Origin of the sequence: Streptomyces sp. ISL-11, from assembly GCF_018614525.1 — a bacterium.
In the GTDB taxonomy this organism is placed as follows: Bacteria; Actinomycetota; Actinomycetes; order Streptomycetales; family Streptomycetaceae; genus Streptomyces.
In genome coordinates, this window is sequence record NZ_JAGGOL010000018.1 from 74,374 (window position 1) to 100,836 (window position 26,463).

The window sequence follows — 26,463 nt, forward strand, 5'->3', positions numbered from 1 at the left end:
TACCGACAGCCTCGTGCGTAGCCCGCCCGGGGACTGGTTAGGCTCCAAATCATGAGCAGGCTCCATGTCGTCAGCGGCAAGGGCGGAACCGGCAAGACCACGGTCGCCGCGGCACTCGCGCTCGCCCTCGCCGCCGAGGGCAGACGCACCCTTCTGGTCGAGGTGGAAGGGCGACAGGGCATCGCGCAGCTCTTCGAGACCGAAGCGCTGCCCTACGAGGAGCGGAAGATCGCCGTCGCTCCCGGCGGGGGCGGCGAGGTCTACGCGCTGGCCATCGACGCCGAGCGGGCGCTCCTCGACTACCTCCAGATGTTCTACAAGCTCGGCAGCGCGGGCCGCGCGCTGAAGAAGCTCGGCGCGATCGACTTCGCGACGACCATCGCACCGGGGCTGCGGGACGTCCTGCTGACCGGCAAGGCGTGCGAGGCCGTGCGCCGTAAGGACCGTGCCGGCAGGTTCGTCTACGACCACGTGATCATGGACGCCCCGCCCACCGGCCGGATCACCCGCTTCCTCAACGTCAACGACGAGGTCGCCGGGCTGGCCCGGATCGGCCCGATCCACAACCAGGCACAGGCCGTGATGCGGGTGCTCAAGTCGCCCGAGACGGCTGTGCACATGGTGACGCTCCTGGAGGAGATGCCGGTCCAGGAGACCGTGGACGGAATCGCGGAACTGCGCGCGGCCCAGCTGCCGGTGGGCGGCGTCGTGATCAATATGGTGCGCCCCGAGATACTGGACGAGGCGGCCGTGGAGGTCGCCGCGAACGGTGGCCGCGCCGCGGTCGCCCGTACCCTCTCGCACGCCCTGGAGCGCACCGGCTTCGGCGGCGCGCGCCACGCGGGCCTCGCCGAGCGGCTGGTGGACCCCCTGGTGGCGCAGGCCCGCGAGCACACCGAGCGGCTCGCCCTGGAGCGCCGCGGCCGCGGGGAGATATCGGGGCTCGGCCTCCCCACGTACGAACTGGAACTGCTCGGCGACGGCGTGGACCTGGCGGGTTTGTACCGCATGGCGCGCAAACTGCGGACGCAAGGAGTGGCGCGTTGACAGGTCAGACGAACGGTCTGGACACCGCCGAGGTCCTCGACATCGATTCCGTCCTGGACAATCCCCGCACCCGCATCGTGGTGTGCTGCGGCTCGGGCGGCGTCGGCAAGACCACGACCGCGGCCGCGCTGGGTGTACGAGCGGCCGAGCGCGGGCGGAAGGTCGTCGTCCTCACCATCGACCCGGCCCGCAGGCTCGCGCAGTCCATGGGCATCGACGAGCTCGACAACGTGCCGCGCCAGGTGCCCGGAATCGACTCCTCCGCCGGTGGCGAGCTGCACGCCATGATGCTCGACATGAAGCGGACCTTCGACGAGATAGTCGAGGCGCACGCCGACAAGGAGCGCGCCCGCGCGATCCTGGAGAACCCCTTCTACCAGTCCCTGTCGGCCGGCTTCGCGGGCACGCAGGAGTACATGGCCATGGAGAAGCTCGGCCAGCTCCGCGCCCGCGACGAGTGGGACCTCATCGTCGTCGACACCCCGCCGAGCCGCTCCGCGCTGGACTTCCTGGACGCCCCGAACCGCCTGGGGTCGTTCCTGGACGGGAAATTCATCAAGGTGCTGATGGCGCCGGCCAAGATCGGCGGCCGCGCCGGGATGAAGTTCCTGGGCGTCGGCATGTCGGTGATGAGCGGCCCCCTCAACAAGCTGATGGGCGCACAGCTCCTGCGTGACGTCCAGACCTTCGTGGCCGCCATGGACACCATGTTCGGCGGCTTCCGCACCCGCGCGGACGCCACGTACCGGCTGCTCCAGGCGCCGGGGACGGCCTTCCTGGTCGTCGCGGCACCGGAGCGGGACGCGCTGCGCGAGGCCGCGTACTTCGTGGAGCGGCTGGCCGCGGAGCGCATGCCGCTGGCCGGTCTCGTCCTCAATCGCGTGCACGGCAGCGGGGCCGCGCGGCTGTCTGCGGAGCGGGCGCTGGCCGCGGCGGAGGCCCTGCTGGACGGCTCCGGCGGAGCGGCGATGGAACCATCAGAAAATCTTGACGGAACCGGCATTGTGGATCGTGACAGCGGGCAAGCTGGCTCACGTACCGTTGACGCCCCGGGTACCGGCACTCCCACGGTCCCGTCCCCTCCCGAGAGCGGCGGCCTCCCCCAGCCCACCTCTTCAGGAGAATCCACCGCGCGGCTGACTGCCGGTCTGCTGCGGCTGCATGCCGAGCGGATGCAGGTGCTCACCCGCGAACGCCGCACACGCGATCGCTTCACCGCACTGCACCCCGAGGTCGCGGTGGCCGAGGTCACCGCCCTGCCGGGTGATGTGCACGACCTGGCGGGACTGCGGGCCGTCGGCGAACACCTCGCCGTTCAGCCCGCTGTCATCACTGTCACCACATCGGGAACCCCGGAGACCTCGGAACCCTCTGACACATCAGAACCATCGGAAACGTCATCGGAAACGTCATCGGAAACGTCATCGGAAACCGGAGACGCCAAGGAAGCCACTCAGGACAGGGACAGCGCGGAAAGCGCGTAAGGACTCAAAGGGGCGAGGGCACCCGCCATCGACCCCTGACGTGCCGACAGAGGCGCGGGACGGCATGACGGCACGGCATGACAGCGGGGAGAGCGCCGCTGAAGGCCACTGACGACTCCGTGGGCATGCCTGTCAGTGACACCGGCCGAGCACGCCGAAGGCGCGGGCCTGCCCGTACGCGCGGATGACGGCACCGTGGCACCTCACCGCAGGCGGTCCCGGCTAGCCGACCGCCGCGTACGTGTCGAAGTCCTCGTCGCCCAGCGGCAGGATCCCCGCGCCGCGCTCGTATTCCGTACGGGCGGTCTCCAGGAGCCTGCGCCACGACGTGACCGTCGGCCGGCGCCTGAGCAGCGCCCGCCGCTCGCGCTCCGTCATCCCGCCCCACACACCGAACTCGACGCGGTTGTCCAGCGCGTCGGCCAGGCACTCCGTACGCACCGGGCACCCGGTGCAGACCGCCTTGGCCCTGTTCTGCGCTGCGCCCTGAACGAATAGTTCATCCGGATCGGTAGTGCGGCAGGCTGCCTGCGCACTCCAGTCGGTTACCCAGCCCATGCTGGCGCCGTCCTCTCCCGAATTGAGGCTCCCCCACGGCGGCAGCGGCATATTCACCGTTGCCAGTTGAGGACGTTACGGAAGGCGGGCAGGGGGCAACACCCCCTTCGGGCCCAATCTTGGATGGCCCGAACGGACTATGCGTACGCGGCAGATCACCCAACGGAGTGACCTGGCGACATTAGCGACCTACCCCTGCATATGGGGGCAGTTCACCCTGGTTATGGCGGTCACAGGGTGACACGAGCGGCAATACGGACACGTCTCATCACTCACAAGAGTGATGCTGACGATGGTGCTGAACCGCACCGCAGTGACTGGCGTGAAACAGCGTAGGCGAACACACGGGCGTCTGTCCGCCGAATGAGAACGTAGGCTTCCCCCCATGGGTAAGAAGCGCTCCGGCGAGGGTCCCAACGTGACCCGGCAGGCCGCGAAGTTCCTCGGTGTCAGCGTGCTCTCCGGAGCGGTTCTGGCGGGCCTCGCCCTGCCGGCCGTCGGCGCCTTCGGTCTCGCGGCGAAGGGATCGGTCGAGGGGTTCGACGAGATCCCCGCCAGTCTCAAGACCCCACCGCTCAGTCAGCGCACCACCATCCTCGACGCCCAGGGCGGCGAGATCGCCAAGGTGTACTCCCGCGACCGCACGGTCATACCGCTCAACGACATCTCGCCGTACATGCAGCAGGCGATCGTCGCGATCGAGGACGCGCGCTTCTACGAGCACGGTGCGGTCGACCTCAAGGGCGTGCTCCGCGCCGTCAACAAGAACGCCCAGTCCGGCGGGGTCTCCGAGGGTGCGTCCACCCTCACCCAGCAGTACGTCAAGAACATCTTCGTGGAGGAGGCCGGTGACGACCCCGACAAGGTCGCCGTCGCCACGCAGCAGACCCTCGGCCGCAAGGTCAAGGAGCTGAAGTACGCCATCCAGGTCGAGAAGGAGCTGGGCAAGAAGCGGATCCTGAACAACTACCTGAACATCACGTTCTTCGGTCAGCAGTCCTACGGCGTCGAGGCCGCCGCCCAGCGGTACTTCAGCAAGCACGCCAAGGACCTCACCCTGGACGAGTCCGCGCTGCTGGCCGGCATCGTCCAGTCGCCGAGCCGCTTCGACCCGGTCAACGCCCCCAAGGAGGCCACCAAGCGGCGCAACACCGTGCTGCAGCGGATGGCCGACCTCAAGAACATCACGCCGGCCGAGGCCACCGCCGCCCAGGCCAAGCCGCTCAAGCTCAAGATCACCCGGCCCAAGAGCGGCTGCATCACCGCCGTCGACGGCGCCGGCTTCTTCTGCGACTACGTCCGCGAGACCTTCCTCCAGGACCCCGCCTTCGGCAAGACGAAGGAAGCGCGGGCCAAGCGCTGGAACGAGGGCGGCATGACGATCCGGACGACCCTGGACCCGCAGACCCAGAAGTCCGTGCAGAAGTCGATCAGCGATCACGTCTATCAGAACGATTCAGTGGCCACCGCGGTATCGATCGTCGAGCCCGGCACCGGCAAGGTGCTCGGCATGGGGCAGTCACGGCCGTACGGCTTCGGTGAGAACCAGACGCAGATCAACTTCTCCGCCGACCACGCGCAGGGCGGGTCGAACTACGGGTTCCAGACCGGTTCGACCTTCAAGCCGATCCTCGCGGCGGCCGCCCTGGAGGAGGGCATCTCGCCGAACAGGACCTACTCCTCGCCGTTCCAGATGGCCTACCCGGACGAGGTCGAGACGTGCAACGGCACGTGGCGCAACGGCGGCGGCGAGATGGTCAGCAACGAGAACAAGAGCGAGGTCGGCCCGTACGGGATGCGGGAGGCGACCGCCAAGTCGGTCAACACCTACTTCATCCAGATGATCGGTGAAGTCGGCGTCTGCCCGGTGACGAAGATGGCCTCGAAGCTGGGCCTCAAGCCGGCCTCCGGCCAGAAGATGGACCAGGTGCCGTCGATCGCCCTCGGCACCCAGGGCATGTCGCCGCTGAGGATGGCGGCCGCCTACGCCACCTTCGCCAACCGTGGCAAGTACTGCACCCCCGTGCTCATCAACTCGGCCACCGGTCCGAACGGCAAGAGCATCACCGTTCCCAAGACGCAGTGCTCGCGCGCGATGTCCGAGGAGACCGCCGACACCGTCAACACCCTCCTGCGGGGCGTGGTCGAGGACGGCACCGGCAAGGAGGCCGGGCTCGACGGCCGGGACAGCGCGGGCAAGACCGGTACGACGGACGAGCGCAAGGCCGCCTGGTTCGTCGGCTACACCCCGAACATGGCGGGCGCTGTCTGGGTCGGCGGCCCGGGCAAGAACGTCGAGATGGAAGGCATCAGCATCGGCGGTGTCTACCACGACAAGGTCTACGGCGGTGACACCCCGGGCCCCATCTGGCGCGACGCCATGGCGGGGGCGCTGGAGGGCAAGCCGGCTCCGACGTTCGACACCGTCCCGGTCGCCGAGACGGGCCGGGACGCGAAGCCCGGGAAGCAGGGCACGGGCAACGGCCGGGGCAAGCCCGGCAAGGGCGGCGACAAGCCGGGCAAGCGGAACCCTCCGGGCCCGGGGATCGTCGGCGGGCGCTGACCCCCGTACGAGCAGGGGCGCCCGGACCGTCACGGTCCGGGCGCCCCTGTCGTGTGTGCTCCGGGTGATCAGCCCGCGAGGAGCTTCTTCACCTCGGCGGAGACCCGCCCGCCGTCGGCCCGGCCGGCGACCTTCGGCTTCACGATCTTCATGACGGCGCCCATGGCCCGCGGTCCTTCCGCGCCGTCGGCCCTGGCCTCCGCCACGGCCTCGGCGACGATCGCGGACAGCTCCTCGTCGGACAGCTGCGTCGGCAGGTAGGCGGCGAGCACCTCGCCCTCCGCGCGCTCCCGCTCGGCCGAGTCGGCGCGGCCGCCCTTGGCGAACGCGTCCGCGGCCTCGCGGCGCTTCTTCACCTCACGCGTGATGACCTTCAGCACGTCGTCGTCGGACAGCTCCCGGGAGGTCTTGCCCGCGGTCTCCTCGTACGCGATGGCGGAGAGGGTGAGGCGGAGCGTGGAGGAGCGCAGCTCGTCACGCGCCTTGATGGCGGTCGTGAGGTCGTCGCGAAGCGTGGACTTGAGCGTGGTCATGCCGCAATCTTCGCACTCCGATGTCGCCCGTGCCCCGTATTAACGGCCGGTGCGGCGGGGCACACGCCCTCCGAGGCCCGCAACTCCCCCACGGGCGGGGGTTATCCACAGGAACGGGCCGACGTCACCGAGCACCCAGGAGGTCTGCGACCATGGACAGCATGCGCGCGCGATACGGAGTACCTCTGGGAATCACGGCGGTCGGCGCGGCGGGTATCGCCTACGCCGCCGGCTTCGAAGTCCGCTCCTTCCGGCTGCGGCGGGTCAGCGTGCCCGTGCTGCCGCGGGGGATGCGGCCGCTGCGGGTGCTCCAGGTCTCGGACATCCACATGGTCGGCGGGCAGCGCAAGAAGCAGCGCTGGCTCCAGTCGCTGGCCGGGCTCCGACCGGACTTCGTGATCAACACCGGCGACAACCTCTCCGACCCCGAGGGCGTGCCGGAGACCCTGGACGCGCTCGGCCCGCTGATGGAGTTCCCCGGCGCGTACGTCTTCGGCTCGAACGACTACTACGGCCCGAAGCTGCGCAACCCCGCCCGCTACCTCCTGGAGAAGGCCAGCGGCCGGCACGGCCTCAACGGCAACGCCCCGGCCGTCGGCGTGATCCACAACCCCTGGGAGGAGCTGCGCGACGGCTTCGACTCGGCGGGCTGGGTCAACCTCACGAACACCCGCGGCAACCTCAAGGTCGAGGGCTACGACATCGCCCTGACCGGCCTCGACGACCCGCACATCAAGCGTGACCGGTACGCGCAGGTCACCGGCGGCCCGCAAGAGGACGCCGACTTCTCGCTGGCGATCGTCCACGCCCCCTACCTGCGGGTGCTCGACGCCTTCACGGCCGACCGCTATCCCTTGATCCTCGCCGGACACACCCACGGCGGCCAGCTGTGCATCCCCTTCTACGGCGCGCTGGTCACCAACTGCGACATCGACACCAAGCGGGTCAAGGGCCTCTCCACCCACCGGGCCGGCGGCCACCGCTCCTACCTCCACGTCTCGGCGGGCTGCGGCACCAACCGCTACACCCCGGTCCGCTTCGCCTGTCCCCCCGAGGCCACCCTCCTCACCCTCACCGCCCGCGACCGCGACTGATCCGGGAGGGTTTCCGGAGGCCACCCGTACGGTGGGGGGATGATCGACCCGAATTCCTCCACCACCCGGCTCGGCCCGCCCCGCGCGGCGGGCGTCCCCGCCTCGGCGGTCGTCCCCACGGGCCGCCGACCCGTCGCGGCGGCCTTGCGCGCGCTCGTGGCCCTCGCCGCGCTCACCGGCATCGTGCTGGACACGATCGACTCCGACGACCTGGGTCGGCTGTTCAGCTATTTCACGATCCAGTCCAACATTCTGGTGGCCATCACCTTCGCCTGGGCCGCCCACCGCGCCTGGACCGCGCGCCCCGCGCTCTCCCCACGGATCACCGGCGCAGCACTGCTGTACATCTCCATCACCGGTCTCGTATTTCACTTTGTACTGTCCAATGACTCCAGCGGCTTCTCCATGACCAGTGAGCGCACGCCCCTCGAATCGGCCGCCAACCAGCTCCTCCACACCGCGACCCCGCTCGCGGCCGCCTTCGACTGGCTCGTGCTCACCGTGCCCGGCGGCTTCCTCCTGCGCCACGCCTGGCAGTGGCTGGCCTACCCCCTCCTCTACTTCCCCTTCGCCCTGATCCGCGGCGCCTTCCTCGACCCCGGCACCGAGGGCCGCTACCCGTACCCCTTCCTGGACGCCGATCTCCAGGGCTACGCCGGCGTCCTCGGCAACGCCGTCGTCTTCGGCCTGGCCTTCTACGCGCTGGCCCTCACCCTCGTCCTCCTCGACCGCGTACGCCCCCACCTGCGCGGCCCCCGGAATCGGATTTCGCCTCTGGGCCCCGGTCCGCTAAAGTAGAGCTCGTTGCGCCGGAGACCTGCGAAATCGGGTCGCGAGGCAACATCGGGGTGTAGCGCAGCTTGGCAGCGCGCTTCGTTCGGGACGAAGAGGTCGTGGGTTCAAATCCCGCCACCCCGACAGCTGGCCAGAGGCCCATTCGCGTGATCGTGAATGGGCCTTCTGCATGTCCTGGGCGTCAGCGGAGGGGCCGAGCGGACCGGTCAAGCCTCGCGGGCGTCCGGCTCGCGGGCATCGGCGTGCGGCGTCGCCGGCCGGAGGTCTCGTCCATGGTTTCCGTCCCCTCGGCGATCACAGCCTCTCCGCCCTCACCACACCACCGGCAGTGCCACCGGATAGCGCCAGATCGATGACGTGTTCCAGCGCACTTCCTCGCTGGGCACGGCCAGCATCAGTTGCGGGAAGCGCTTCAGCAGGCTCCCCAGGGCGACCTGGAGTTCCATGGCCGCCAGCGGGGCGCCGAGGCAGTGGTGCGAGCCCCAGCCGAAGGCCATGTGGGGCGGTGACTTCCGGTTCAGGTCGAGCTCGTCGGACCGCTCGAACTTGCGCTCGTCACGGTTGGCGGTCAGGTACGAGACGTGCACCATGTCGCCGGCCTTGATCGTGACGCCGCTCAGCTGCACGTCCTCCATGGCGACGCGCGGAATGCCGACGCCCTTGCGGAACGGGATGTACCGCAGCAGTTCCTCGATCGCCTGCGGCAGCGCCTCGGGCCGGGCCCGCAACTCGGCCGCCACGTCGGGCCGGGTGAGCAGCGTGTAGGAGATGTTGCCGATCTCGTAGGAGGTCGTGTCCTGGCCCGTGATGAGCAGGACCATGGCCATGACCGCCAGCTCCTGATCATTGAGGACCTCGTCGCCGTCGCGGGCGAGGGCCAGCGTGCTGATCAGGTCGTCGCCGGGGTTCCGGCGCCGCTCCGCCGTCAGCGTGGTGAAGTAGGCGCGGAGCTCGGTCTTGGCCCGGACCGCCGCCTCCCGGCCGCTCGCTCCGACGTCCATCATCGTCCAGGCGTTGGCGCGGAGTTGGGAGCGGTCCGCCTCGGGGATGTCGAGGACTTCGCAGATCGTCGTCATGGGCAGCGGCGAGGCCACGTGCCCGACCAGGTCGGCGGGGGCGCCGTGCTCCGCCATCCGGTCCAGCAGCTCGTCCACGACGCGCTGGGTGCGGACCCGCATCCGGGCCACATGATGCGGCGCGAAGCCTTTGGCGATCAGGCTGCGCAGCCTGCTGCTGGCCGGCGGATCCATCACGTTGATGGCCTCGGCCTGGATGATCGGTTCGGGCGTCATCCGCGGATAGTCGCGGCCGACGACGGCACCGCGGCTGAAGCGCCGGTCGGTGGTGACGGTTCGTACGTCCTCGTAGCGGGTGACAAGCCACGCCTCGCCCTCGCCATAGGGCATGCGGATACGGGCGACGGGTTCTTCCGCCAGCAAGCGCTTGAGCATGGGGTCGAATTCGAGGGCCTGGGCGAAGTCGAACGGGCATGTCCAAACGTCGGATTCCATTGCCGGTACTCCAGACGGGGGGTCTTGCGCCAGGGATCCGGCTCATGAACGGGCCGGTGGCTCGTACATGCCCACACCCTTGGGAGGCATGTACCGCGGTACCCCATTTAGCCCGTACAGGTGACCTGTGCTGGTACATGTACTCATGAGGGTATATATACAGATAGTGTGATCTATGGGGCGGGCCGGTAGAACCGGTCCGCCCGACTGCGCATCCTTCCGACCCGCTCGGGATTCCGTCTGCTCTGCGGAGGCGATCGTCCATGAGGAAAGACCGGCAGCGGGTCCACGCGGCACGGGCGTTCATGTCGAGGCGGCGACTGCTGGCCGTGGGTGCCGCACTGACGTGGAGCGGCACGGCCGCGGCCCGCGCGGAGGCCATTCCCGGCGGGGGCCGCACGGCGGTCGATGCCGTGCCCACCAAAAGAGCGGACTGGAGGAGGGTCGCGACCGTGCTGGGCCGCGAAGGCAACGTGGCCCGCGGGATGATCTACCACACGGACTTCCCGCGCCGCGATCTGCACGTGGTCTCCTATGGCGTCACCGTCTCCTCAGGGCTCGCCCTGGGATCGCACGTGGCGTTCGTCCGCTATGCCGACGGCACCACGATGATGATGGGCGATCTCGTCGTCACCGAGGACGAACTGCAGGTCGTGACCGGGACCCTGCAACGGCACGGGATCGAGCAGAGCGCCCTCCACAAGCACCTGCTCTCGCACTCCCCCGACGTCTGGTGGACGCATGTGCACGCCCATGGGCGCGACGCCGTATCCATGGCCGACGGCGTGCGCGAGGCTCTGGACCGCACCGGCACCCCGCCCGCGCGGCCCCGCGACCCGACGAAGGTCGACCTGGACACCGAGGGCATCGACGCCGCCATGGGCACCAAGGGGTCCCATTACGACGGGGTCTACAAATGCACCTTCGCCCGCCGCGAGACCATCGTCGACGGCGGCTATGTGCTCCCCCCGGGACTCGGATCGACCTCCGCCTTCAGCTTCCAGGCCCTGGGCAGCGGCCGGGCCGCCGTGAACGGCGACTTCGTCGTGGTGGGCCAGGAGGTCCAGAAGGTGCTCAAGGCGCTGAGGCGCGGCGGAATCAAGATCGTCGAACTCCACAACCACGGCTTGCGGGAAGAGCCCCGGCTGTTCTTCATCCACTTCTGGGGCGTGGACGACGCCGTCCGCCTCGCGAAGGTCCTGCGCTCCGCACTGGACGTCACCAACGTGACGTCTTACGGCGGGGAGGCCCATGAGCGGCCGACAGTCTCGGGCGCGAGCAGCGCTCCGGGCCGTCAGCTGCCCCCGTCGGCGCACAGGGCGTGATCGACGAGCTTACGGGTGGCGGTGTTGAAGTTCCTGAGGTCGGGCGTGCTGCCCGCGCTGGTGACGGAGACGGCCACGGAGCGGCGGCCGCCCGGGGTGACGCCTGTGCGGGTGTACGAGCCGAAGCCGTCGCCCTCGTGGTGCCAGTAGCCGCTGCCGCAGGACAGGGGCACCCAGCGGATCCCGAGGCCGTATCCGCCGTCGGGCCACTCGGTGAGGTCGTCGGCGTCGCCGGCCCGGGGCACCGTGCGCTGCATCTCGGCCAGCTGTGCCTTGGGGAGCAGCTTGCCGGTGACCAGGGCGCGGAAGAAGGTGTTCAGGTCGGCGGTGGTGCTCACGACGGCCGAGTCGGCGGTGTGCTGGAGGCTCTGGTCGGTGACGTCCAGCCGGCCGCCGTCGGGGGTGCGCAGCTGCACGCGCGCGTGCGGGCCGGAAAGGTACGGGTCGGCGCCGGTGACGAGGGTGCCGCGGAGGGCGAGCGGTGCGATGACGCGGTGTTCGACGGCCTCCCGCCAGGGGAGTCCGCCCGCCTTCTCGATGATCATGCCGGCGAGCAGGTAGTTGGTGTTGGAGTAGGCCCAGCGGGGGCTGCGGGCGTCGGGCGTGAAGAGGGGGCGGTGGCGCATCGCGACCGCCACCCAGTCCTGGGCGGGGGTGGCGTCGAAGCGGTGCTTCTCGAAGTCCCGCAGGAGGGCCTGGGACAGCTCGGGGTCGTCGACGTGGTCGAACAGTCCGCTGGTCTGCCGCAGCAGATCGCGGACGGTGATCTTCGAGCCGTCGTTGCCGTTGCCCGCCACGACGCCGGGCAGCCATTTCTCGACCGTATCGTCCAGGGACAGCTTGCCTTCGGCGGCCAGTTGCAGGGCGACGGTGGCCGTGAACGTCTTGGTCGTGCTCGCCGCGCGGAACCGGGCGTCCCACGGGACCTGTGCCCCGGTGGCCGACCTGGCCCGTACGGAACCGTGGCCGGTGGCGACCTCGGCGAGGACGGTGACGTCTCCGCCGGCCGCCTTCACCGCGCGTACGTCCGCCTCCAGGACGTTCCGGCCGTAGCGTCCGTGCTCGCCCGCGTCCGCCGCTCCCGCGTACGGAGCCGCCGCGATGCCGCTCGCGAGGGCGGCCGTGGCCAGGGCCACCACCGCTCCCGCCCGGCCCGCTCTCGCCCAACGGCCGGTCCGTCCGTACGCGCGCATCGTCCATCCCCATGTCCAGGCCCCTGTGCGGGCCGACCGCTGACCAGCCAATCAGCGCGGGGGGCGGTGGACCATGGCCCTGGGTCCCTGGTGCGAGGTAGGGAAAACCCCACCGTCGGACCCTGCTGATGTCAGCTGGTGGCGGGATGCTGTGCCGACAGGGGTCGGACACGGTGTGGGCCACCGAGGACACCGACGTGGGCGAACGTCCCCACCGCTCATGCCACCCCGGTCGAGGGCTCGTGTCCCTGCTGGACGCTGCCCAGCCAGAGGGTGTCGCGAGCCCGCGTCATCGCCACGAAGAGCTGGCTACGGGCGAGTTCCCCGCGCTCCCGCGCGGTCTCGGGAGCCTCGGAATGGTTGCGCAGCGCGGAGTCGTGCCGTGGCAGGTATACGTGCTTGAACTCAAGTCCCTTGGCCCGTAGGTAGCTTCCCAGCTTTACCGCCTCGACCGGGATGCCGTCGTAACGCTCCAGTCGGCATACAGGGATTTTCGCCCGCGTGAGGAGACGGTAGTAGTGCTCGATGCCGTGCTTCGAGGAGCACAGGACCGCGGCATCGGACTGTGCCTGGGGAGACAGGCCGCGAAGGGCATCCAGAAGCGCTTGGTCGTGTTCGGGGACGGTCGGCTTCACGACGCGGTCCACCCGGCCGTCGTGATATGTCAGGTCGACTTCTCGCCGCCCCGGTGTCCGGAGACCGTCGATGTCCTCGAAGGCGTCCTCGGCGACAACGGCCAGCGCCGTGTCCAGGATTTCCTTCCTGTTACGGTAGTTGACGCGCAATACCTGACTGCGGTCACCACGGACGTCGATTCCCGCGTCCGAGAGGCGGAACCCGCCTGGATAGACCGACTGCTGGCCGTCGCCGACCAGGAGCAGCCCGTTGGGTGAGTCGCCGGTCAGAGCGTGAAGCAGCCGTACGCCGACGAGGGTCAGGTCCTGCACCTCGTCGACGATCACGGCGCTGTAGGGCGGAGGCCCCGCGGGACCACTCGCCTCGGCCAGGGCCAGCGAGAGGACATCGTTGAAGTCGTGGACTTCGGACTCGGTCCGGCGGGATTCGTACGCCTCGTGGAGCGCCCAGACCGCCTGCCGGTGCGAGCGGCCCAGGCGGGCCCGCCGACGACGCCGCGGGACAGCGGCGTACTCCTCGAACGAGGTGATTCCTCGTCCCTTGATGACGTAATCGATCTCCTCCCGCCAATAGCCATGGAGCGGGTCGACTTCAGCGAGGCAACTGTTACGTCCTACGTCCTTCCAGGCGAAGCTGAACGCCGTCTCCGCTTTGCTCTCGCTCAGGTGCACGGGTATGTCCCGGCTGCGGAGAAATTCCTTGGCCCAGGAGTGCAGGCTGGAGAAGCCGACCCGGCCGGCCACGTCCGGAGCCATTGCCCTGAGGAAGGTGCCCTGCACACGAGGCAGGTTGTTGGCGAAGGTGACATACAGGATCCGGCCGCTTGTGCGCTTGGCGAGGTGCGCCGCGCGGTGCAGGCCGACGACGGTCTTTCCCGTGCCGGCCGGGCCACTGATCCGGGCGGGGCCTGCCCAATTCCGTCGGACCAGAGCGACTTGATCGGGGTGCAGGAAGGTCATCCACTGCTCGATGGGAGCCTTCCTGGCCTCGTCGACGATGGCCTCCCGCAGGCCGTCGACATCGAATAACCCGGCGGGCTCAGGCGTTCGGTTCCGTTCCCGCGTCGGCGGTATTTCCGCGACGGCGGAACCCTCGTACTCGGGGAAGACCCGCTCCAAATGGTCGGCGAGGGCGCGAACCGACTCCGGGCGGAGCCTTCGGGGCTCCGACAGCAGCACGGGGCCGACCTCGCGCTCACCCAGCAACCGAATCCTGCCCAGCACCTTGTCGGTGCGCTGTCCGGCGAAGACCATGAGCGGTTGCACAGCGACCGGGGACAGTCCCAAGGACGCCACCGCGCTCTCGGCCGTTCTCGTCACGGCCAGCAACTTGCGCGCGTGGTCGTCCCTCGGCTGCCCGCCGGCCCGTAAGCCCCCGCCGACGACTTCGGGGGAACTGCGCCAATTCTTGACATCGATCACGAAGACGCCGCCGGGACCGACCAGCAACATGTCCACGTTGGCCGTGCGCGTACCCGGCCACCTGCGGTCCACCAGAAGACGCCAACCCCGTTCGGTCAGTACGAGCAGCTGGGCCGCGACCTGGCGCTCGCCCTCGCCGGCCGCTTCCCACCTGCGGGCCTGCTCTGCGGCGGCGCGCCACTGTTCGCGCAGTATCCGCTCCTGCCGGCGCGCCTCCTGCGCCCGCCGTGACGCCGAATCGCCTACCGCCATCCCCAGCCCCCTTTTTCCCGCATCACGATCCTATGGTCACCGGTTGCTCCATACGGGCTACTTCGACGTCGCGGTTGTCCGGAGAATCAGCCCAAACCAAGCGCGTTACTGTTCGATTTTGTGTGGGCACTCTGGGGGCCATGAATGATGTGTGGGCGCGGACGCCGGTGACGGCCGAAGGGCGGCTGGGGCCCGCCGCTTCGCATCCGGGGCGGTGCGACAGCCGGTACCGGGCGCGGCGGGATGCCCTTGTGCGGGGAGCTCGTGGGCATCGGGTGGGGGATCCGTCGCCGGTGGTGGAGTACAGCGAGGCCGAGCACGCGACGTGGCGCGCGGTGCACGCGGCGCTGGCCGGGGCACATCGGGAGTTCGCGTGCCGCGCCGTGCTGGAGGCCGGGGAGGCGGCACCGATTCCCGCGGATCATGTGCCGCAGCACGCGGAGGTCGGTGCCGCGCTGCGGCGGCTGACGGGGTTCGATCTGACGCTCGCCGGCGGGTTCGTGGAGAACCGGCGCTTTCTGGGATCGATGGAGGACGGGTATTTCCACGCGGTGCAGTTCGTCCGTCATCCCGCGATACCGCTGTACACCCCTGAACCTGACGTGATCCACGATGTGTTCGGGCACGGCATCCACCTGTCGTCGAACCGGTTCGCCGACCTCTACCGGCTGTTCGGGCGGACCGCGGCGCGGCTGGGCACCGGTGAGGCGCTGGACCTGCTCAGCCGCGTGTACTGGTTCACGCTCGAATTCGGTGTAATGGCCGAGGACGGCGCGGTGAAGGCGTACGGTGCGGCGCTGCTCTCCTCGTACGGCGAGCTCGGCCGGCTGGACCGGTGCGAGATCCGCGAGCTGGACGTGCGGGAGATGATCCGCACGCATTACCGGGTGTCGGGGTATCAGCCGGTGCTGTTCGACGCACGTTCGATGGAGTACCTCACGGACACATTGGCGGACTTCCTGGAGGGATTCGACGACGAGGAGGCCGCGCGTCTCGCGGCCATCGCGAGCGCCGGCGACCGGTCGTAGGGCTCCGCGACGGGCCGCGGGACGCGACGATCGGCCCTGGTGCTCGCAGGGTTCGGGCATGGGCACGCCGAGAGTTATCCACAGGCTGTGGCGCTCCACGACGGGATGTCGGTCCCACGGCGCAGAATGGGGCCATGACTGAGAGCAACGGGGCCAAGCCGAACGACGGGGCCGTACCGGAGTCCGCGTCGGACAAGACGACAGTGCCACAGGCGGCGGATGCGACGGCCGCGCCGGGCGCGGCGATGCCGGCCTGGGAGAAGCGCTTCCGGGCGCCGCGGATGGGGCTGCCCCGGTGGGCGGAGGACGCTCCGGAGCGCTCGCTGTTCGTCTCCAATGTGACGGGCACCTTCGAGCTCTACACCTGGGACCGCACGACGGGCGAGCAGCGCCGGGCGACCGACCGGCCGAACGGTACGACGGGCGGGCTCCTCTCGCCCGACGGCGAATGGATCTGGTGGTTCTCCGATACCGATGGCGACGAGTTCGGCGTGTGGATGCGCCAGCCCTTCCACGGCGGTCCGGACGAGCCGGCGGCGCCCGGGCTCGACCCCTCCTACCCCGGCGGCCTGGCGCTGGGCCGCGACGGCACGGCGGTCGTGGGCCGGTCCACGGACAAGGGCGGCTCGACAGTCCATGTCGCGCGCCCCGGGGCCGAGCCCGTGGAGATCTACCGCCATGAGGAGTCCGCGGGCGTGGGCGACCTCTCCCACGACGGCACCCTGATCGCGATCGAGCACACCGAGCACGGTGACGCGATGCACTCGGCGATCCGGATCGTCCGGACGGACGGCACCACCCTCGCCGAGCTCGACGACACCCGGGGCGGGACCGAGGAACTGGGCCTGGCCACCATGGGCTTCGCACCTGTCCGCGGGGATTCCCGGCTGCTGGTCGGGCACCAGCGGCGCGGCCGCTGGGAGCCGATGCTGTGGGACGCGGCGACGGGCGAGGAGACGACGCTCGCGATAGACCTCCCCGGCGACCTGGACGCGGACTGGTATCCGGACGGATCCGCGCTGCTGATCGAGCACAGCTACCAGGCGCGCAGCGAGCTGTGGCGGTACGAGCTGGCCGACGCGACCCTGACCCGCGTCGACACCCCCGAGGGCACGGTCTCCGGTGCCTCGGCGCGCCCGGACGGGACGGTGGAGTTCCTGTGGTCCTCGGCCGCCGAGCCGCCGGTCGTACGGTCCACGAGCGGCCGGGTCGTGCTGGACCCGCCGAAGCTGCCGGGCATCGGCCGGGCCCCCGAGTCGGTGCCGGTCACCGACGCGTGGGTGGAGGGCCCGGGCGGCAAGGTGCACGCGCTGGTGCAGAAGCCCGCGGGTAAGGGCCCTTTCCCGACCGTCTTCGAGGTCCACGGCGGCCCGACCGCGCACGACAGCGACGCCTTCGCCGCCGGTCCGGCAGCCTGGATCGACCACGGCTACGCCGTCGTGCGGGTCAACTACCGGGGCTCGACCGGCTACGGCCGGGCGTGGACGGACGCCCTCAAGCACCGGGTGGGGCTGATCGAGCTGGAGGACATCGCGGCGGTCCGCGACTGGGCGGTGACCTCGGGGCTCGCGGACCCGGAGCAACTGGTCCTCTCGGGCGGCTCCTGGGGCGGCTATCTGACGCTGCTCGGGCTCGGCACCCAGCCGGACGCCTGGGCGGTGGGCCTGGCCGCGGTGCCGGTGGCGGATTACGTCACGGCCTACCACGACGAGATGGAGGCACTGAAGGCCCTGGACCGCACGCTCCTGGGCGGCACCCCGGAGGAGGTCCCGGACCGCTACGCCGCCTCGTCACCGCTGACGTACGTCGACGATGTGCGCGCCCCGGTCTACATCTCGGCCGGCATGAACGACCCACGCTGCCCGATCCAGCAGGTGGAGAACTACGTCGAGCGGCTGGAGCGGCGCGGCCATCCGCTGGAGGTCTACCGCTACGACGCCGGGCACGGCTCGCTCGTGGTGGAGGAGCGGGTCAAGCAGCTCCAGCTGGAGATCGCGTTTGCGGAGCGTCATCTGGGCCGTCGGGATCTTCCGGTCGACCTTCCGGACCGGGCGGGCCCGGCTGTGCATGCTGATCCGACCGCTCCGGTCGATCCGAGCGCTCCGGCCGGCCTGGCGGATCCTGCGGGCCCGGCCGGCCCGGCTGGTCCCGCTGGTCCGGTCGGCCCGGCTGGTCGGGGGTGATGCCCAGGGCCAGGTCCTTGGCGGCCTCGACCTCCCGGCGGAAGAGCCGGAACCACATGAAGAGGACGAAGCCCGCGAAGACGAACCACTCGCCGGTGTAGCCGAGGTTCTGGAACGCCTTGAGGTCCAGGCCGCTGTTGGGGGCGGCGGCCGGGGGCACGGGGGTCAGGGCGCCCTCCGCCTTGGGGGTGGTCAGCCACGCGTCGTGCACCTCGTACGGCACGAGGTTGACCAGTGAGGCGGCGCTGATGACGCCGAGCTGCCCCTGGGGCAGGCCGCCGCCGGCGTGCACGCCCTTGGAGCCGGCGCTCTCCGATGCCTGGAGAGCGCCGGTGACGGAGACGTGACCGGCGGGCGGGGCGGGGACCTTGGCGGTGTCGTCCTTGGAGTTCGCGTCGCCGGGCAGCCAGCCCCGGACGACGGGGACGGCCTTGCCGCCGTCGGTGCGCAGCAGGGTCAGGACGTAGAAGCCCTGGCGGTCCTCCAGGCTTCGCTGGGGTACGAGCAGCTGGTGCCTGGTGTCGTAGCGTCCGGTGGCCGTGGCCCGGCGGCCGACGGTCTCGGTGCTCACCGGCAGCAGCTCGCTCAGGGGTTCGGCGGCGGCCGCCTTGGCGTCATCGGCCTGCGTCTGCTGCTCGCGGTGCGAGTCGACGCGCGTTTCGAAACGGCTGAGCTGCCAGCTGCCCATGAACAGGCACACGGGGATGGACAGCACAGCGAAGACGTTGATCGCCCACCAGCGGGAGGTCAGCAGGAACCGATACACACCACCACGGTACGGGCACGGCTCACCGGGACCGGCACCGGGCTGCGGGGTGACGGACGCCGGGGTGCGGGGTGGCAGAACGCCGGGGTGCGGGGTGACGCCTGCCGAGCTGCGGGGGTCGGTGCCGCGCTGCCGGGGCCCGCGCCGCGCTGCGGGGAGTGCCCGCCGGGCTCGGCGGGGGGCAGCGCCGCGCCGCTTGGCGATGCCTGCCGGGCTCGAAGGTTGTGACCGCCTACGGCGAGCCCGTCACGCCTACAGCGTCGTGTCACGCCTACAGCGGGCCCCCGCCCCTACGGCGTGGTCGTCGTCGCCATCGGGCCGGTGCGGTAGACCGTTCCCGCGCACGCCTCGTCGATCTTGGCGTCCGCTATGGCGGGCTCGCCGACGTCCGGGGTGTGGCTGAGCACGACGCTCGGCGGCGGCTTCGGGGGCGGGGTGTCCTCGACCGCGCTGGGCATGCGTTCGGAGGACGAGGTGACCGTGGCCGGGGAGGAGCTGGGCGCCGGCGAGGGGCTCGCCGGGCTGGTGTTCCTGGCGCAGCCGCTGCGGCCGCCGTCGGATGCCGGGATCCAGGCGAACTGCACCTCGTACGCCTGGCCCGGCTGGAGGATGACCTCGCTGGGCTCGGCGGTCGGGTTGGGCAGGCCGGTCGCGGCGTCGCCCTGCGTGTGGTCGACGACGTTGACGCGCGTCGACTCGGCGCTGCCGCGCGCGCTGACGGCGACGCTGCCCGGCCCCGCGACCGTGCATACGGAGCCCGAGACGTTGACGACCCGGAAGGCACCGTAGACGCGGCCGTCCTTGTCGGCCGTGCCGACCGTGCCGACGCCCTTGCCGAGCTGGTCGCGGTCGCAGGTCGGCGATATCGCGGCGAAGGTGTTGGTGGGGTCGGGCACGCTGCCCGAGGGCGAGCCGGAGGGCTTGGGTTCGTTGCCCTTCCGGTCCTCGGCCTTGCGGTCCTCGCCCGGCTTGTCCTGGCTGTCCGAGGATCTCTCCTCGGACAACCCGCCGTTGAGGCCATCGCCCCGGCCGGTGCCGGACTCGTCCTCGCTGCGCTGGCTGCTGGCGGCGTTGGTGTGCCGTTCGTCGGTGGCGTCCTCGGTGTTCGCCGCGACATGAACGAGCGCGGGCAGGGCCGTACCGCCCAGGAGCAGGGCGGCCGCGACGCCGATCACGACCTGCCGGCGGCGCGTCTTCCGGGCCGGGACCGCGCGGCGGAGGTGGTCCAGCGCGTCGGGAGAGGGTTCGAGCTCGTTGACAGCTCCCTGCAGCAGCCGCCTCAGCGCCTGCTCGTCGATGCCACCGGGTCCACCCGCGGATCCGCCACCGGCACCGCCACCACCGATACCGCTGATGCCATCGACGCCGTCCACGCCACCGGCAAGGTCGTCGAAGCCCGCCGAGCCCGATCCCGAACCCGAACCTGAGCCCGAGCCCGGACCCGGCCCGCCGGCCGGCCCGCGCCCCGGGAAGTCGCCGTGAGCCGAGCTCCCGCCGTCGGGACAGGAGTCCTCCGGCCGCTCCGGGTACTCCGGATGCCGCTGGTTCATGCCGGGGCCTCCATGGCAACGCGGAGGGCCGCGATGCCCCTGGAGCCGTATGCCTTGACCGAGCCGAGCGAGAGGCCCAGGGTCTCGGCGACCTGGGCCTCGGTCATGTCGGCGAAGTAGCGGAGGACGAGGACCTCACGCTGGCGGCGTTGCAGTCCGCGCATCGCGGTGATCAATTGGTCGCGCTCCAGCTGTTCGTACGCACCCTCTTCCGCGCTCGCCATATCGGGCATCGGCTTGGAGAGCAGCTTCAGCCCGAGAATGCGGCGGCGCAGCGCGGAGCGGGACAGATTGACGACAGTCTGCCTCAAATAGGCCAGAGTCTTCTCCGGGTCCCGGACGCGGTTGCGTGCGGAATGCACCCGTATGAACGCTTCCTGCACCACGTCCTCGCACGACGCCGTGTCGTCCAGGAGCAGCGCGGCGAGGCCGAGCAAAGAGCGGTAGTGAGCGCGGTAGGTCTCGGTGAGGTGGTCGACCGTGGTGCCGGCTGCCATCGCCTCGTCAGCGCCCCCCTGCTGGGGAGCGTCCCCCCGCTGGGGCGGGAGCTGCGCGGCGGGGCGGGTCGTCGGCCAGGGGGCGATCACCGGCATGCCGCCCGACGCACGGGCACGCGGACGCACTGCGCTGCTGCCGCGCCGCGGGACGGTTGCGATGCTGATGACCTCTGCCACGCCTGTTGGACACGCTTCCCCCCGTCAGGGTTGTACGCGCCAGGCACCCCGTTTGACGATGCGCCGCGTGACGATGCGTCATATGCCCTCATGCGTACCAGCTCTTCCTCAATGCCCCGGTTTTGGCACCGCCTGGAGAGACGGCAGCAAAGACGCCCCCCGTCCGGCCGACGGTTGCGGTGGGCCGCGAGTGAAATGGTCGATCAAACCATCTACCCAGCTCAAGAGGTCTGGACCAACGACTTGATCACAGGACCTTCACGGGTCCTTCAGATTAGAGAGTGGACCGCTCCGCCGCCACGAATTCCGCGATCTGGGCGGTGTTGAGTGCCGCTCCCTTGCGCAGGTTGTCACCGCACACGAAGAGTTCGAGCGCCTTCGGGTCGTCCAGCGCGCGGCGCACCCGGCCCACCCAGGTCGGATCCGTACCCACCGCGTCGGCGGGCGTAGGGAATTCGCCGACGGCGGGGTTGTCGACGAGCACGACCCCCGGGGCGTTGGCCAGGATTTCGTGCGCCTGCTCCACCGACACCTCGTTCTCGAACCGCGCGTGCACGGCCAGCGAGTGCGTCGTGATCACCGGTACGCGCACACAGGTGGCGCTGACCCGCAGGTCCGGCAGTCCGAGGATCTTGCGGGACTCGTCGCGGATCTTCAGTTCCTCGGAGGACCAGCCGTCCTCCATCAGGGAACCCACCCAGGGCACGACGTTCAGCGCGAGGGGCGCGGCGAAGGGGCCTATGGCGTCCCCGACGGCCCGCCGCACGTCCCCCGGCTGTGTCCCCAGCGGAGCCCCGGTACGCCCTCCCGCCACCGTGGCCAGCTGCGCCCGCAGCGTGTCGACGCCGGCCTTGCCCGCGCCGGAGGCCGCCTGGTAGGAGGAGACGATCAGTTCGCTCAGCCCGAACTCGGCGTGCAGCGCACCCACCGCGACGATCATCGACAGCGTGGTGCAGTTGGGGTTGGAGATGATTCCGCGCGGCCGCACCCGCGCCGCGTGCGCGTTGACCTCGGGCACCACCAGGGGCACGTCCGGATCCATCCGGAAGGCAGCGGAGTTGTCCACGACCACCACGCCCTTGGCGGCGGCCACCGGCGCCCACCGCGCCGCGACGTCGTCGGGCACGTCGAACATCGCGACGTCCACCCCGTCGAAGGCCGCCTCGTCCAGCGCGACGACCTCGACCTCCTCGCCCCGTACGGTCAGCCGCCGGCCGGCCGAGCGGGTCGACGCGACGAGGCGGATCTCGCCCCACACGTCCTTGTGCTGGGAGATGATCTCCAGCAGAACCGTTCCGACGGCGCCCGTGGCGCCGACGACGGCAAGAGTCGGCCTACGGCCCGTATCCGCTTCCGAGACGGCGAAGGCGGCAGCGGAGGCGGTACGGGCCGCAGAGCCGTCGGTCATCGACCAGTGCCGCCGTAAACGACCGCTTCGTCGCTCTCGCTGTCCAGGCCGAAGGCGGTGTGCACCGCGCGCACGGCCTCGTTGACGTCGTCCGCGCGCGTGACCACCGAGATGCGGATCTCGGACGTCGAGATCAGCTCGATGTTCACCCCGGCGTTCGACAGCGCCTCGAAGAACGTCGCCGTGACCCCCGGGTTCGTCTTCATCCCCGCGCCGACCAGCGAGATCTTCGCGATCTGGTCGTCGTAGCGGAGCGAGTCGAAGCCCACGCGGCCCTTGGTCTTCTCCAGCGCCTCGATGGCCTTGCGGCCCTCGGTCTTGGGCAGCGTGAAGGAGATGTCCGTCAGGCCCGTCGAGGCCGCCGAGACGTTCTGCACGATCATGTCGATGTTGATCTGTGCGTCCGAGATGGCACGGAAGATCGTCGCCGCCTCGCCCGGCTTGTCCGGCACCCCGACGACCGTGACCTTGGCCTCGGACGTGTCGTGGGCAACACCCGAAATGATCGCCTGCTCCATCGGCTGGTCCCCTCGCGGTTCGTTGCTGACCCAGGTGCCCTGGAGCCCCGAGAAGGACGAGCGCACGTGGATCGGGATGTTGTAACGGCGTGCGTATTCGACACAGCGGTGCAGCAGCACCTTGGATCCGGAGCTCGCCAGCTCCAGCATGTCCTCGAACGAGATCCAGTCGATCTTGCGGGCCTTCTTCACGACCCGCGGATCGGCGGTGAAGACCCCGTCGACGTCGGTGTAGATCTCGCACACCTCGGCGTTCAGCGCGGCCGCCAGCGCGACGGCGGTCGTGTCGCTGCCGCCCCGCCCCAGGGTGGTGATGTCCTTCTTGTCCTGGGACACACCCTGGAAGCCGGCGACGATCGCGATGTTGCCCGCGTCGACGGACTGCTGGATCCGGCCCGGCGTGACATCGATGATGCGCGCTTTGTTGTGGACCGAGTCGGTGATGACTCCTGCCTGGCTGCCCGTGAACGACTGCGCCTCGTGACCGAGGTTTTTGATCGCCATGGCCAGCAGCGCCATGGAGATCCGCTCTCCGGCGGTCAGCAGCATGTCGAACTCGCGCCCGGCAGGAATCGGCGAAACCTGCCCGGCGAGGTCGATCAACTCGTCCGTCGTGTCACCCATCGCGGAAACCACGACGACCACACGGTGGCCGTTCTTCTTGGCTTCCACGATTCGCTTGGCAACCCGCTTGATGCCTTCGGCATCGGCAACGGAGGAGCCTCCGTACTTCTGCACGACAAGGCCCACGTGCGCTCCTCGCAACTATGTGTAATGCGGTCGGCTCAGTCTAACGAGCGGCCGGAATCAGCCATGCCGATATCGCATGGTGAGACGTTCCGCCGCCCGTTTTCATGATCGGTGTCCGGTACGACGCCTCATCGCGCCGCACCGCGACGACCCCTGCCCGGTTCCGGGCCGGACACGCGCGAAGGTGGGCCAGGTCACAGGGCGCGTACGCGCGGAGCGGGGGCTTCTCGGGCGCCCGGGGCGCCCCGGGCGCCGCCGTCGGCCGGCCGCACCACGCCGAGGGAGCGCGTCACACGCTGCGCAGACCCAGCGGGCCCGCGATCTCCGCCGCCATGACCTTGCCGGCCTCCTCCGCGAGCTGCTCGTCCGTCGCCTCGGCGTCCGTGTCGAGGCCGTCGAGCTCGTCGAGCGGCTGGTCGAGGCGTACGTGCGCGACCAGGGACTGGAGGGCGCGCATGGCGGCCGAGGCGGTGGGGCCCCAGTTGGAGAGGTAGGAGAACTGCCACCACCACAGGGCCTCGCTGACGCGGCCGTCGCGGTAGTGGGCCATGCCGTGGCGCAGATCGGTGATGATGTCGGCGAGGTCGTCGGAGATCCGGCAGGCGACGGGGGCACTGCGGGCGTACGGGTCGAAGACCTCGGAGTAGACGTCCACCGGGTCCAGCAGGCGCGCGAACCGCTCGCGCAGCTCGTCGACGTCCGGTTCCGGACCGACGTCGGGCTCGTAACGCTCGTCAGGGAGGAAGTCCTCGTGCGCGCCGAGACGGCCGCCGGTCAGCAGGAGCTGGGAGAGCTCCAGCAGCAGGAAGGGCACGGCGCTGTCGGGCTCGTCGCCGCGGGACACCTCGGCGACGGCGACGATGAAGCTCTCGATCGAGTCCGCCATCTGTACCGCGAAGTCGTCAGGATCGCGTTTGGCGTCATGAAGCGTTGCGTCAGACATCGAGAAGTCGTCTCCCTTCGAAGGCACGCCCGAGCGTGACCTCGTCGGCATATTCAAGATCTCCACCCACAGGTAGACCACTGGCCAGCCGCGTGACCTTCAAACCCATGGGCTTCACCATGCGCGCGAGGTACGTGGCGGTGGCCTCTCCCTCCAGGTTGGGGTCTGTGGCGAGGATCAGCTCGGTGACGGTGCCGTCCGCGAGCCGCGCGAGCAGCTCGCGGATGCGCAGATCGTCCGGGCCGACGCCTTCGATGGGGCTGATCGCCCCGCCGAGTACGTGGTAGCGGCCGCGGAATTCGCGGGTCCGCTCGACGGCGACGACGTCCTTGGACTCCTCCACGACGCAGATGACCGCGGGGTCGCGGCGCGGGTCGAGGCAGACGCGGCAGCGCTCGTCCTGGGCGACGTTGCCGCAGATCGCGCAGAACCGGACCTTGGCCTTGACCTCGGTCAACGCGTGGGCGAGCCGGCGGACGTCGGCCGGCTCGGCCTGCAGGATGTGGAAGGCGATCCGCTGCGCGCTCTTGGGACCGACGCCGGGCAGCCTGCCCAGTTCGTCGATGAGGTCCTGGACCACGCCTTCATACACGGATCGAATGCTCCTTCTGCGGTTTCCGCGGTGGGTTCTGTTCGGTTGTGGCCGCTACGCGTGTGGTGGCGGCTGTGCGCGTGGCGGCTGCGCCGGAACTAGAACGGGAGGCCGGGGATGCCGCCGCCGAGGCCCTGGGCCAGCGGGCCGAGCTTCTGCTCCTGGAGCTGCTGCGCGGCGGCGTTGGCGTCACGGACGGCGGCGACGATCAGGTCCGCGAGCGTCTCGGTGTCCTCGGGGTCCACGGCCTTGGGGTCGATCACCAGATTCTGGAGCTCGCCGGCACCGGTGACCGTGGCCTTCACCAGGCCGCCGCCCGACGTGCCGTCGACCGGCGTGCGCGCGAGCTCTTCCTGGGCCGCGGCGAGGTCCTGCTGCATCTTCTGGGCCTGCTGGAGCAGCTGCTGCATGTTGGGCTGGCCACCACCGGGAATCACGGTTTTCGCTCCTGGCTGTCGACGACTATGTCTCGGTAGCCCGAGCCTACGTGCTCCCAGGGCGGTGCGCCCCATGCCGTGGGAAGAAGTCCGGAGGGCGCCGGGGGCGTACGCGGCGCATCCGGGACGTAGCCGGACGACTGCGCGGGAGGTGCGGTCGGAGCGCGGTCGTACGAGCGGAGGGAGCGGGGGCCTACGAGCCGTCGGAGCGCGGTCTTACGGGCCGTTGGAGCGGGGCCTTACGAGCCGTCGTAGCGCGGTCGGAAGCACGGTCGTACGAGCGCTCGGCGCGCGGCCCGGGCCCTGTCCCCGGCGGTCGGATTGCGGCCCTTGGCGCTGTCTCCGGCGGTGGGAAGGCGGCCCGGGCGCCGTCTCCGTCGGTGGGGTCGCGGCGTTTCCGGAGGTGGGAGGGCGGCCCGGGCGCCGCCTCCGTCGGTGAGATCGCGGCGTCTCCGGAGGTGGATCGCGGCGGGTTTCCCCGCGCTACTCGTTGGCGATCTCCTCGATGACCGTGGCGCCGAGCTCGCGGACGATGAGGTCGTGGCCGGTGAGGGCGGAGTCGACGAGGTCCGGGTCGTCCTCGGCGGGCATGTCGTCCTCGGGGGCGACCGGCGGGGGCTCGGGCTCGCGGTACGCCTGGGAGGCCTGCTGCGGGGGCCCGGGCGGGGCCTGACCGGCCTGCGGCGACGGGGCGGACGCCTGGGACGGACGAGACGCCTGGGGGGCGCTGGAGGCCGCGGGGGCGCCGCCATAGCCGCCGGGGGGGCTCGCGGCTCCGCCGTAACCGCCCTGGGCGGCCTGGCCGCCGTAGCCGCCGCCGGGACCGCCCGTACCGCCGAAGCCTCCGGCGGCCGGGGCGCCGCCTCCGCCGCCGGGGCTGACGACCAGCTCGACCTTCCACTGGACGTTCAGGGCATCGCTGATCGCCTGGCGGAGGACGTCCTCGCTGCCGCTGTTGGCGAAGCTGTCGCGGGCGCCGACGTTGGCGAAGCCGATCTGGAGGGTGGTGCCGTCGAAGCCGACGATGTCGGCGTTCTGGCTGAGGACGATCCACGTGAAACGGCGGCGGTTCTTGACCGCGTCCAGGATGGTGGGCCACATCTGGCGGACCTGTGAGGGGTCGCCGACGGGGGCCGCGCCCGCCGGGGCGGGCCGGGCGGCCTGCGCGGGGGCCGGGGCGGGTGCGGCGGGGGCCTGACCGG

At 70.4% G+C, this 26,463-nt stretch carries 20 protein-coding genes, 1 tRNA gene and 2 pseudogenes; 9 read left to right on the plus strand and 14 right to left on the minus strand.

The window, feature by feature from the left end; all coding sequences use genetic code 11:
• Positions 1–51: 51 nt before the first annotated feature.
• Both J7E86_RS05495 and J7E86_RS05500 read left to right on the plus strand, forming a co-directional pair.
• Positions 52–1,047, plus strand: a complete 996-nt coding sequence (locus J7E86_RS05495) for an ArsA-related P-loop ATPase (RefSeq protein ID WP_215080326.1) — start codon at positions 52–54, stop codon at positions 1,045–1,047.
• Positions 1,044–2,531 carry an ArsA family ATPase gene (locus J7E86_RS05500; protein ID WP_215080327.1) on the plus strand — a complete coding sequence of 496 codons (1,488 nt, stop codon included), beginning with the start codon at positions 1,044–1,046 and terminating at the stop codon, positions 2,529–2,531. The genes J7E86_RS05495 and J7E86_RS05500 overlap by 4 nt, the downstream gene beginning before the upstream one ends.
• A 222-nt stretch (positions 2,532–2,753) precedes the next feature.
• Here J7E86_RS05500 and J7E86_RS05505 read toward each other — a convergent pair whose 3' ends face one another.
• A complete protein-coding gene (locus J7E86_RS05505; RefSeq protein ID WP_215080329.1) occupies positions 2,754–3,089 on the minus strand; it encodes a WhiB family transcriptional regulator in 336 nt (111 codons plus the stop codon).
• Positions 3,090–3,474: 385 nt separating this feature from the next.
• Here J7E86_RS05505 and J7E86_RS05510 point away from each other — a divergent pair, with 385 nt between their 5' ends.
• The gene (locus tag J7E86_RS05510) at positions 3,475–5,652 is read left to right on the plus strand and encodes a transglycosylase domain-containing protein (RefSeq protein WP_215080331.1); all 2,178 of its coding nucleotides are present in this window, start codon (positions 3,475–3,477) and stop codon (positions 5,650–5,652) included.
• 68 nt (positions 5,653–5,720) lie between these two features.
• On the opposite strand, the gene J7E86_RS05515 is transcribed toward J7E86_RS05510, so the two are convergent.
• Complete coding sequence (locus tag J7E86_RS05515; RefSeq protein ID WP_215080333.1) at positions 5,721–6,185, minus strand: GatB/YqeY domain-containing protein; 465 nt, start codon at positions 6,183–6,185, stop codon at positions 5,721–5,723.
• Positions 6,186–6,346: 161 nt separating this feature from the next.
• Here J7E86_RS05515 and J7E86_RS05520 point away from each other — a divergent pair, with 161 nt between their 5' ends.
• The 3 genes from J7E86_RS05520 (at position 6,347) to J7E86_RS05530 (ending at position 8,197) form a co-directional block, all read left to right on the plus strand.
• A complete protein-coding gene (locus J7E86_RS05520; protein ID WP_215080335.1) occupies positions 6,347–7,279 on the plus strand; it encodes a metallophosphoesterase in 933 nt (310 codons plus the stop codon).
• Between the two features lie 39 nt (positions 7,280–7,318).
• A complete protein-coding gene (locus J7E86_RS05525; RefSeq protein WP_215080337.1) occupies positions 7,319–8,077 on the plus strand; it encodes a Pr6Pr family membrane protein in 759 nt (252 codons plus the stop codon).
• A gap of 46 nt (positions 8,078–8,123) precedes the next feature.
• Positions 8,124–8,197, plus strand: a tRNA-Pro gene (locus J7E86_RS05530).
• Positions 8,198–8,385: 188 nt separating this feature from the next.
• On the opposite strand, the gene J7E86_RS05535 is transcribed toward J7E86_RS05530, so the two are convergent.
• Entirely contained in the window at positions 8,386–9,585 is a 1,200-nt protein-coding gene (locus J7E86_RS05535; protein ID WP_215080339.1) for a cytochrome P450, read from the minus strand.
• Positions 9,586–9,848: 263 nt separating this feature from the next.
• Between J7E86_RS05535 and J7E86_RS05540 the strand changes: the two genes are divergently transcribed.
• The gene (locus tag J7E86_RS05540) at positions 9,849–10,910 is read left to right on the plus strand and encodes a DUF1259 domain-containing protein (protein WP_215080341.1); all 1,062 of its coding nucleotides are present in this window, start codon (positions 9,849–9,851) and stop codon (positions 10,908–10,910) included.
• Here J7E86_RS05540 and J7E86_RS05545 read toward each other — a convergent pair.
• Both J7E86_RS05545 and J7E86_RS05550 read right to left on the minus strand, forming a co-directional pair.
• Positions 10,880–12,103, minus strand: a complete 1,224-nt coding sequence (locus J7E86_RS05545; protein ID WP_215080343.1) for a serine hydrolase — start codon at positions 12,101–12,103, stop codon at positions 10,880–10,882. The two genes, J7E86_RS05540 and J7E86_RS05545, sit on opposite strands and share 31 nt — an antisense overlap.
• A gap of 218 nt (positions 12,104–12,321) precedes the next feature.
• Entirely contained in the window at positions 12,322–14,412 is a 2,091-nt protein-coding gene (locus tag J7E86_RS05550; protein WP_215080345.1) for a nuclease-related domain-containing DEAD/DEAH box helicase, read from the minus strand.
• A gap of 140 nt (positions 14,413–14,552) precedes the next feature.
• Between J7E86_RS05550 and J7E86_RS05555 the strand changes: the two genes are divergently transcribed.
• Both J7E86_RS05555 and J7E86_RS05560 read left to right on the plus strand, forming a co-directional pair.
• Positions 14,553–15,440 (plus strand): phenylalanine 4-monooxygenase, encoded by an 888-nt coding sequence (locus J7E86_RS05555; RefSeq protein ID WP_215080347.1) that lies wholly within the window; start codon positions 14,553–14,555, stop codon positions 15,438–15,440.
• Positions 15,441–15,685: 245 nt separating this feature from the next.
• Complete coding sequence (locus J7E86_RS05560; protein WP_215080361.1) at positions 15,686–17,623, plus strand: prolyl oligopeptidase family serine peptidase; 1,938 nt, start codon at positions 15,686–15,688, stop codon at positions 17,621–17,623.
• A 133-nt stretch (positions 17,624–17,756) separates the two neighbouring features.
• Here the strand turns inward: J7E86_RS05560 and J7E86_RS05565 are convergent.
• The 9 genes and pseudogenes from J7E86_RS05565 to J7E86_RS05605 form a co-directional block, all read right to left on the minus strand.
• A pseudogene (locus J7E86_RS05565) lies at positions 17,757–18,311 on the minus strand (SURF1 family protein); the annotation flags it as partial.
• A 368-nt stretch (positions 18,312–18,679) separates the two neighbouring features.
• Complete coding sequence (locus J7E86_RS05570) at positions 18,680–19,939, minus strand: hypothetical protein (protein ID WP_215080348.1); 1,260 nt, start codon at positions 19,937–19,939, stop codon at positions 18,680–18,682.
• Complete coding sequence (locus J7E86_RS05575) at positions 19,936–20,532, minus strand: SigE family RNA polymerase sigma factor (protein WP_215080349.1); 597 nt, start codon at positions 20,530–20,532, stop codon at positions 19,936–19,938. Before J7E86_RS05575 ends, J7E86_RS05570 begins: the two co-directional genes overlap by 4 nt.
• A gap of 355 nt (positions 20,533–20,887) precedes the next feature.
• Positions 20,888–22,021 carry an aspartate-semialdehyde dehydrogenase gene (locus tag J7E86_RS05580; RefSeq protein ID WP_215080350.1) on the minus strand — a complete coding sequence of 378 codons (1,134 nt, stop codon included), beginning with the start codon at positions 22,019–22,021 and terminating at the stop codon, positions 20,888–20,890.
• The gene (locus J7E86_RS05585; protein ID WP_215080351.1) at positions 22,018–23,289 is read right to left on the minus strand and encodes an aspartate kinase; all 1,272 of its coding nucleotides are present in this window, start codon (positions 23,287–23,289) and stop codon (positions 22,018–22,020) included. The genes J7E86_RS05580 and J7E86_RS05585 overlap by 4 nt, the downstream gene beginning before the upstream one ends.
• 289 nt (positions 23,290–23,578) lie before the next feature.
• Positions 23,579–24,232, minus strand: a complete 654-nt coding sequence (locus J7E86_RS05590) for a DUF5063 domain-containing protein (RefSeq protein ID WP_215080352.1) — start codon at positions 24,230–24,232, stop codon at positions 23,579–23,581.
• Positions 24,225–24,824: a recombination mediator RecR gene (gene recR / locus J7E86_RS05595; RefSeq protein WP_215080353.1), complete on the minus strand. Its 600-nt coding sequence runs from the start codon at positions 24,822–24,824 to the stop codon at positions 24,225–24,227. The genes J7E86_RS05590 and recR overlap by 8 nt, the downstream gene beginning before the upstream one ends.
• A gap of 98 nt (positions 24,825–24,922) precedes the next feature.
• Positions 24,923–25,261 (minus strand): YbaB/EbfC family nucleoid-associated protein, encoded by a 339-nt coding sequence (locus J7E86_RS05600; protein ID WP_215080354.1) that lies wholly within the window; start codon positions 25,259–25,261, stop codon positions 24,923–24,925.
• Between the two features lie 483 nt (positions 25,262–25,744).
• Positions 25,745–26,463 (minus strand): annotated as a pseudogene (locus J7E86_RS05605) (DNA polymerase III subunit gamma and tau); the annotation flags it as partial.

Coding starts and splice junctions, on each gene's coding strand:
- J7E86_RS05495 (WP_215080326.1), top strand. CDS start 52: ATGAGCAGGCTCCATGTCGTCAGCGGCAAGGGCGGAACCGGCAAGACC.
- J7E86_RS05505 (WP_215080329.1), bottom strand. CDS start 3,089: ATGGGCTGGGTAACCGACTGGAGTGCGCAGGCAGCCTGCCGCACTACC.
- J7E86_RS05510 (WP_215080331.1), top strand. CDS start 3,475: ATGGGTAAGAAGCGCTCCGGCGAGGGTCCCAACGTGACCCGGCAGGCC.
- J7E86_RS05515 (WP_215080333.1), bottom strand. CDS start 6,185: ATGACCACGCTCAAGTCCACGCTTCGCGACGACCTCACGACCGCCATC.
- J7E86_RS05520 (WP_215080335.1), top strand. CDS start 6,347: ATGCGCGCGCGATACGGAGTACCTCTGGGAATCACGGCGGTCGGCGCG.
- J7E86_RS05525 (WP_215080337.1), top strand. CDS start 7,319: ATGATCGACCCGAATTCCTCCACCACCCGGCTCGGCCCGCCCCGCGCG.
- J7E86_RS05535 (WP_215080339.1), bottom strand. CDS start 9,585: ATGGAATCCGACGTTTGGACATGCCCGTTCGACTTCGCCCAGGCCCTC.
- J7E86_RS05540 (WP_215080341.1), top strand. CDS start 9,849: ATGAGGAAAGACCGGCAGCGGGTCCACGCGGCACGGGCGTTCATGTCG.
- J7E86_RS05545 (WP_215080343.1), bottom strand. CDS start 12,103: ATGCGCGCGTACGGACGGACCGGCCGTTGGGCGAGAGCGGGCCGGGCG.
- J7E86_RS05550 (WP_215080345.1), bottom strand. CDS start 14,412: ATGGCGGTAGGCGATTCGGCGTCACGGCGGGCGCAGGAGGCGCGCCGG.
- J7E86_RS05555 (WP_215080347.1), top strand. CDS start 14,553: ATGAATGATGTGTGGGCGCGGACGCCGGTGACGGCCGAAGGGCGGCTG.
- J7E86_RS05560 (WP_215080361.1), top strand. CDS start 15,686: ATGCCGGCCTGGGAGAAGCGCTTCCGGGCGCCGCGGATGGGGCTGCCC.
- J7E86_RS05570 (WP_215080348.1), bottom strand. CDS start 19,939: ATGAACCAGCGGCATCCGGAGTACCCGGAGCGGCCGGAGGACTCCTGT.
- J7E86_RS05575 (WP_215080349.1), bottom strand. CDS start 20,532: ATGCCGGTGATCGCCCCCTGGCCGACGACCCGCCCCGCCGCGCAGCTC.
- J7E86_RS05580 (WP_215080350.1), bottom strand. CDS start 22,021: ATGACCGACGGCTCTGCGGCCCGTACCGCCTCCGCTGCCGCCTTCGCC.
- J7E86_RS05590 (WP_215080352.1), bottom strand. CDS start 24,232: ATGTCTGACGCAACGCTTCATGACGCCAAACGCGATCCTGACGACTTC.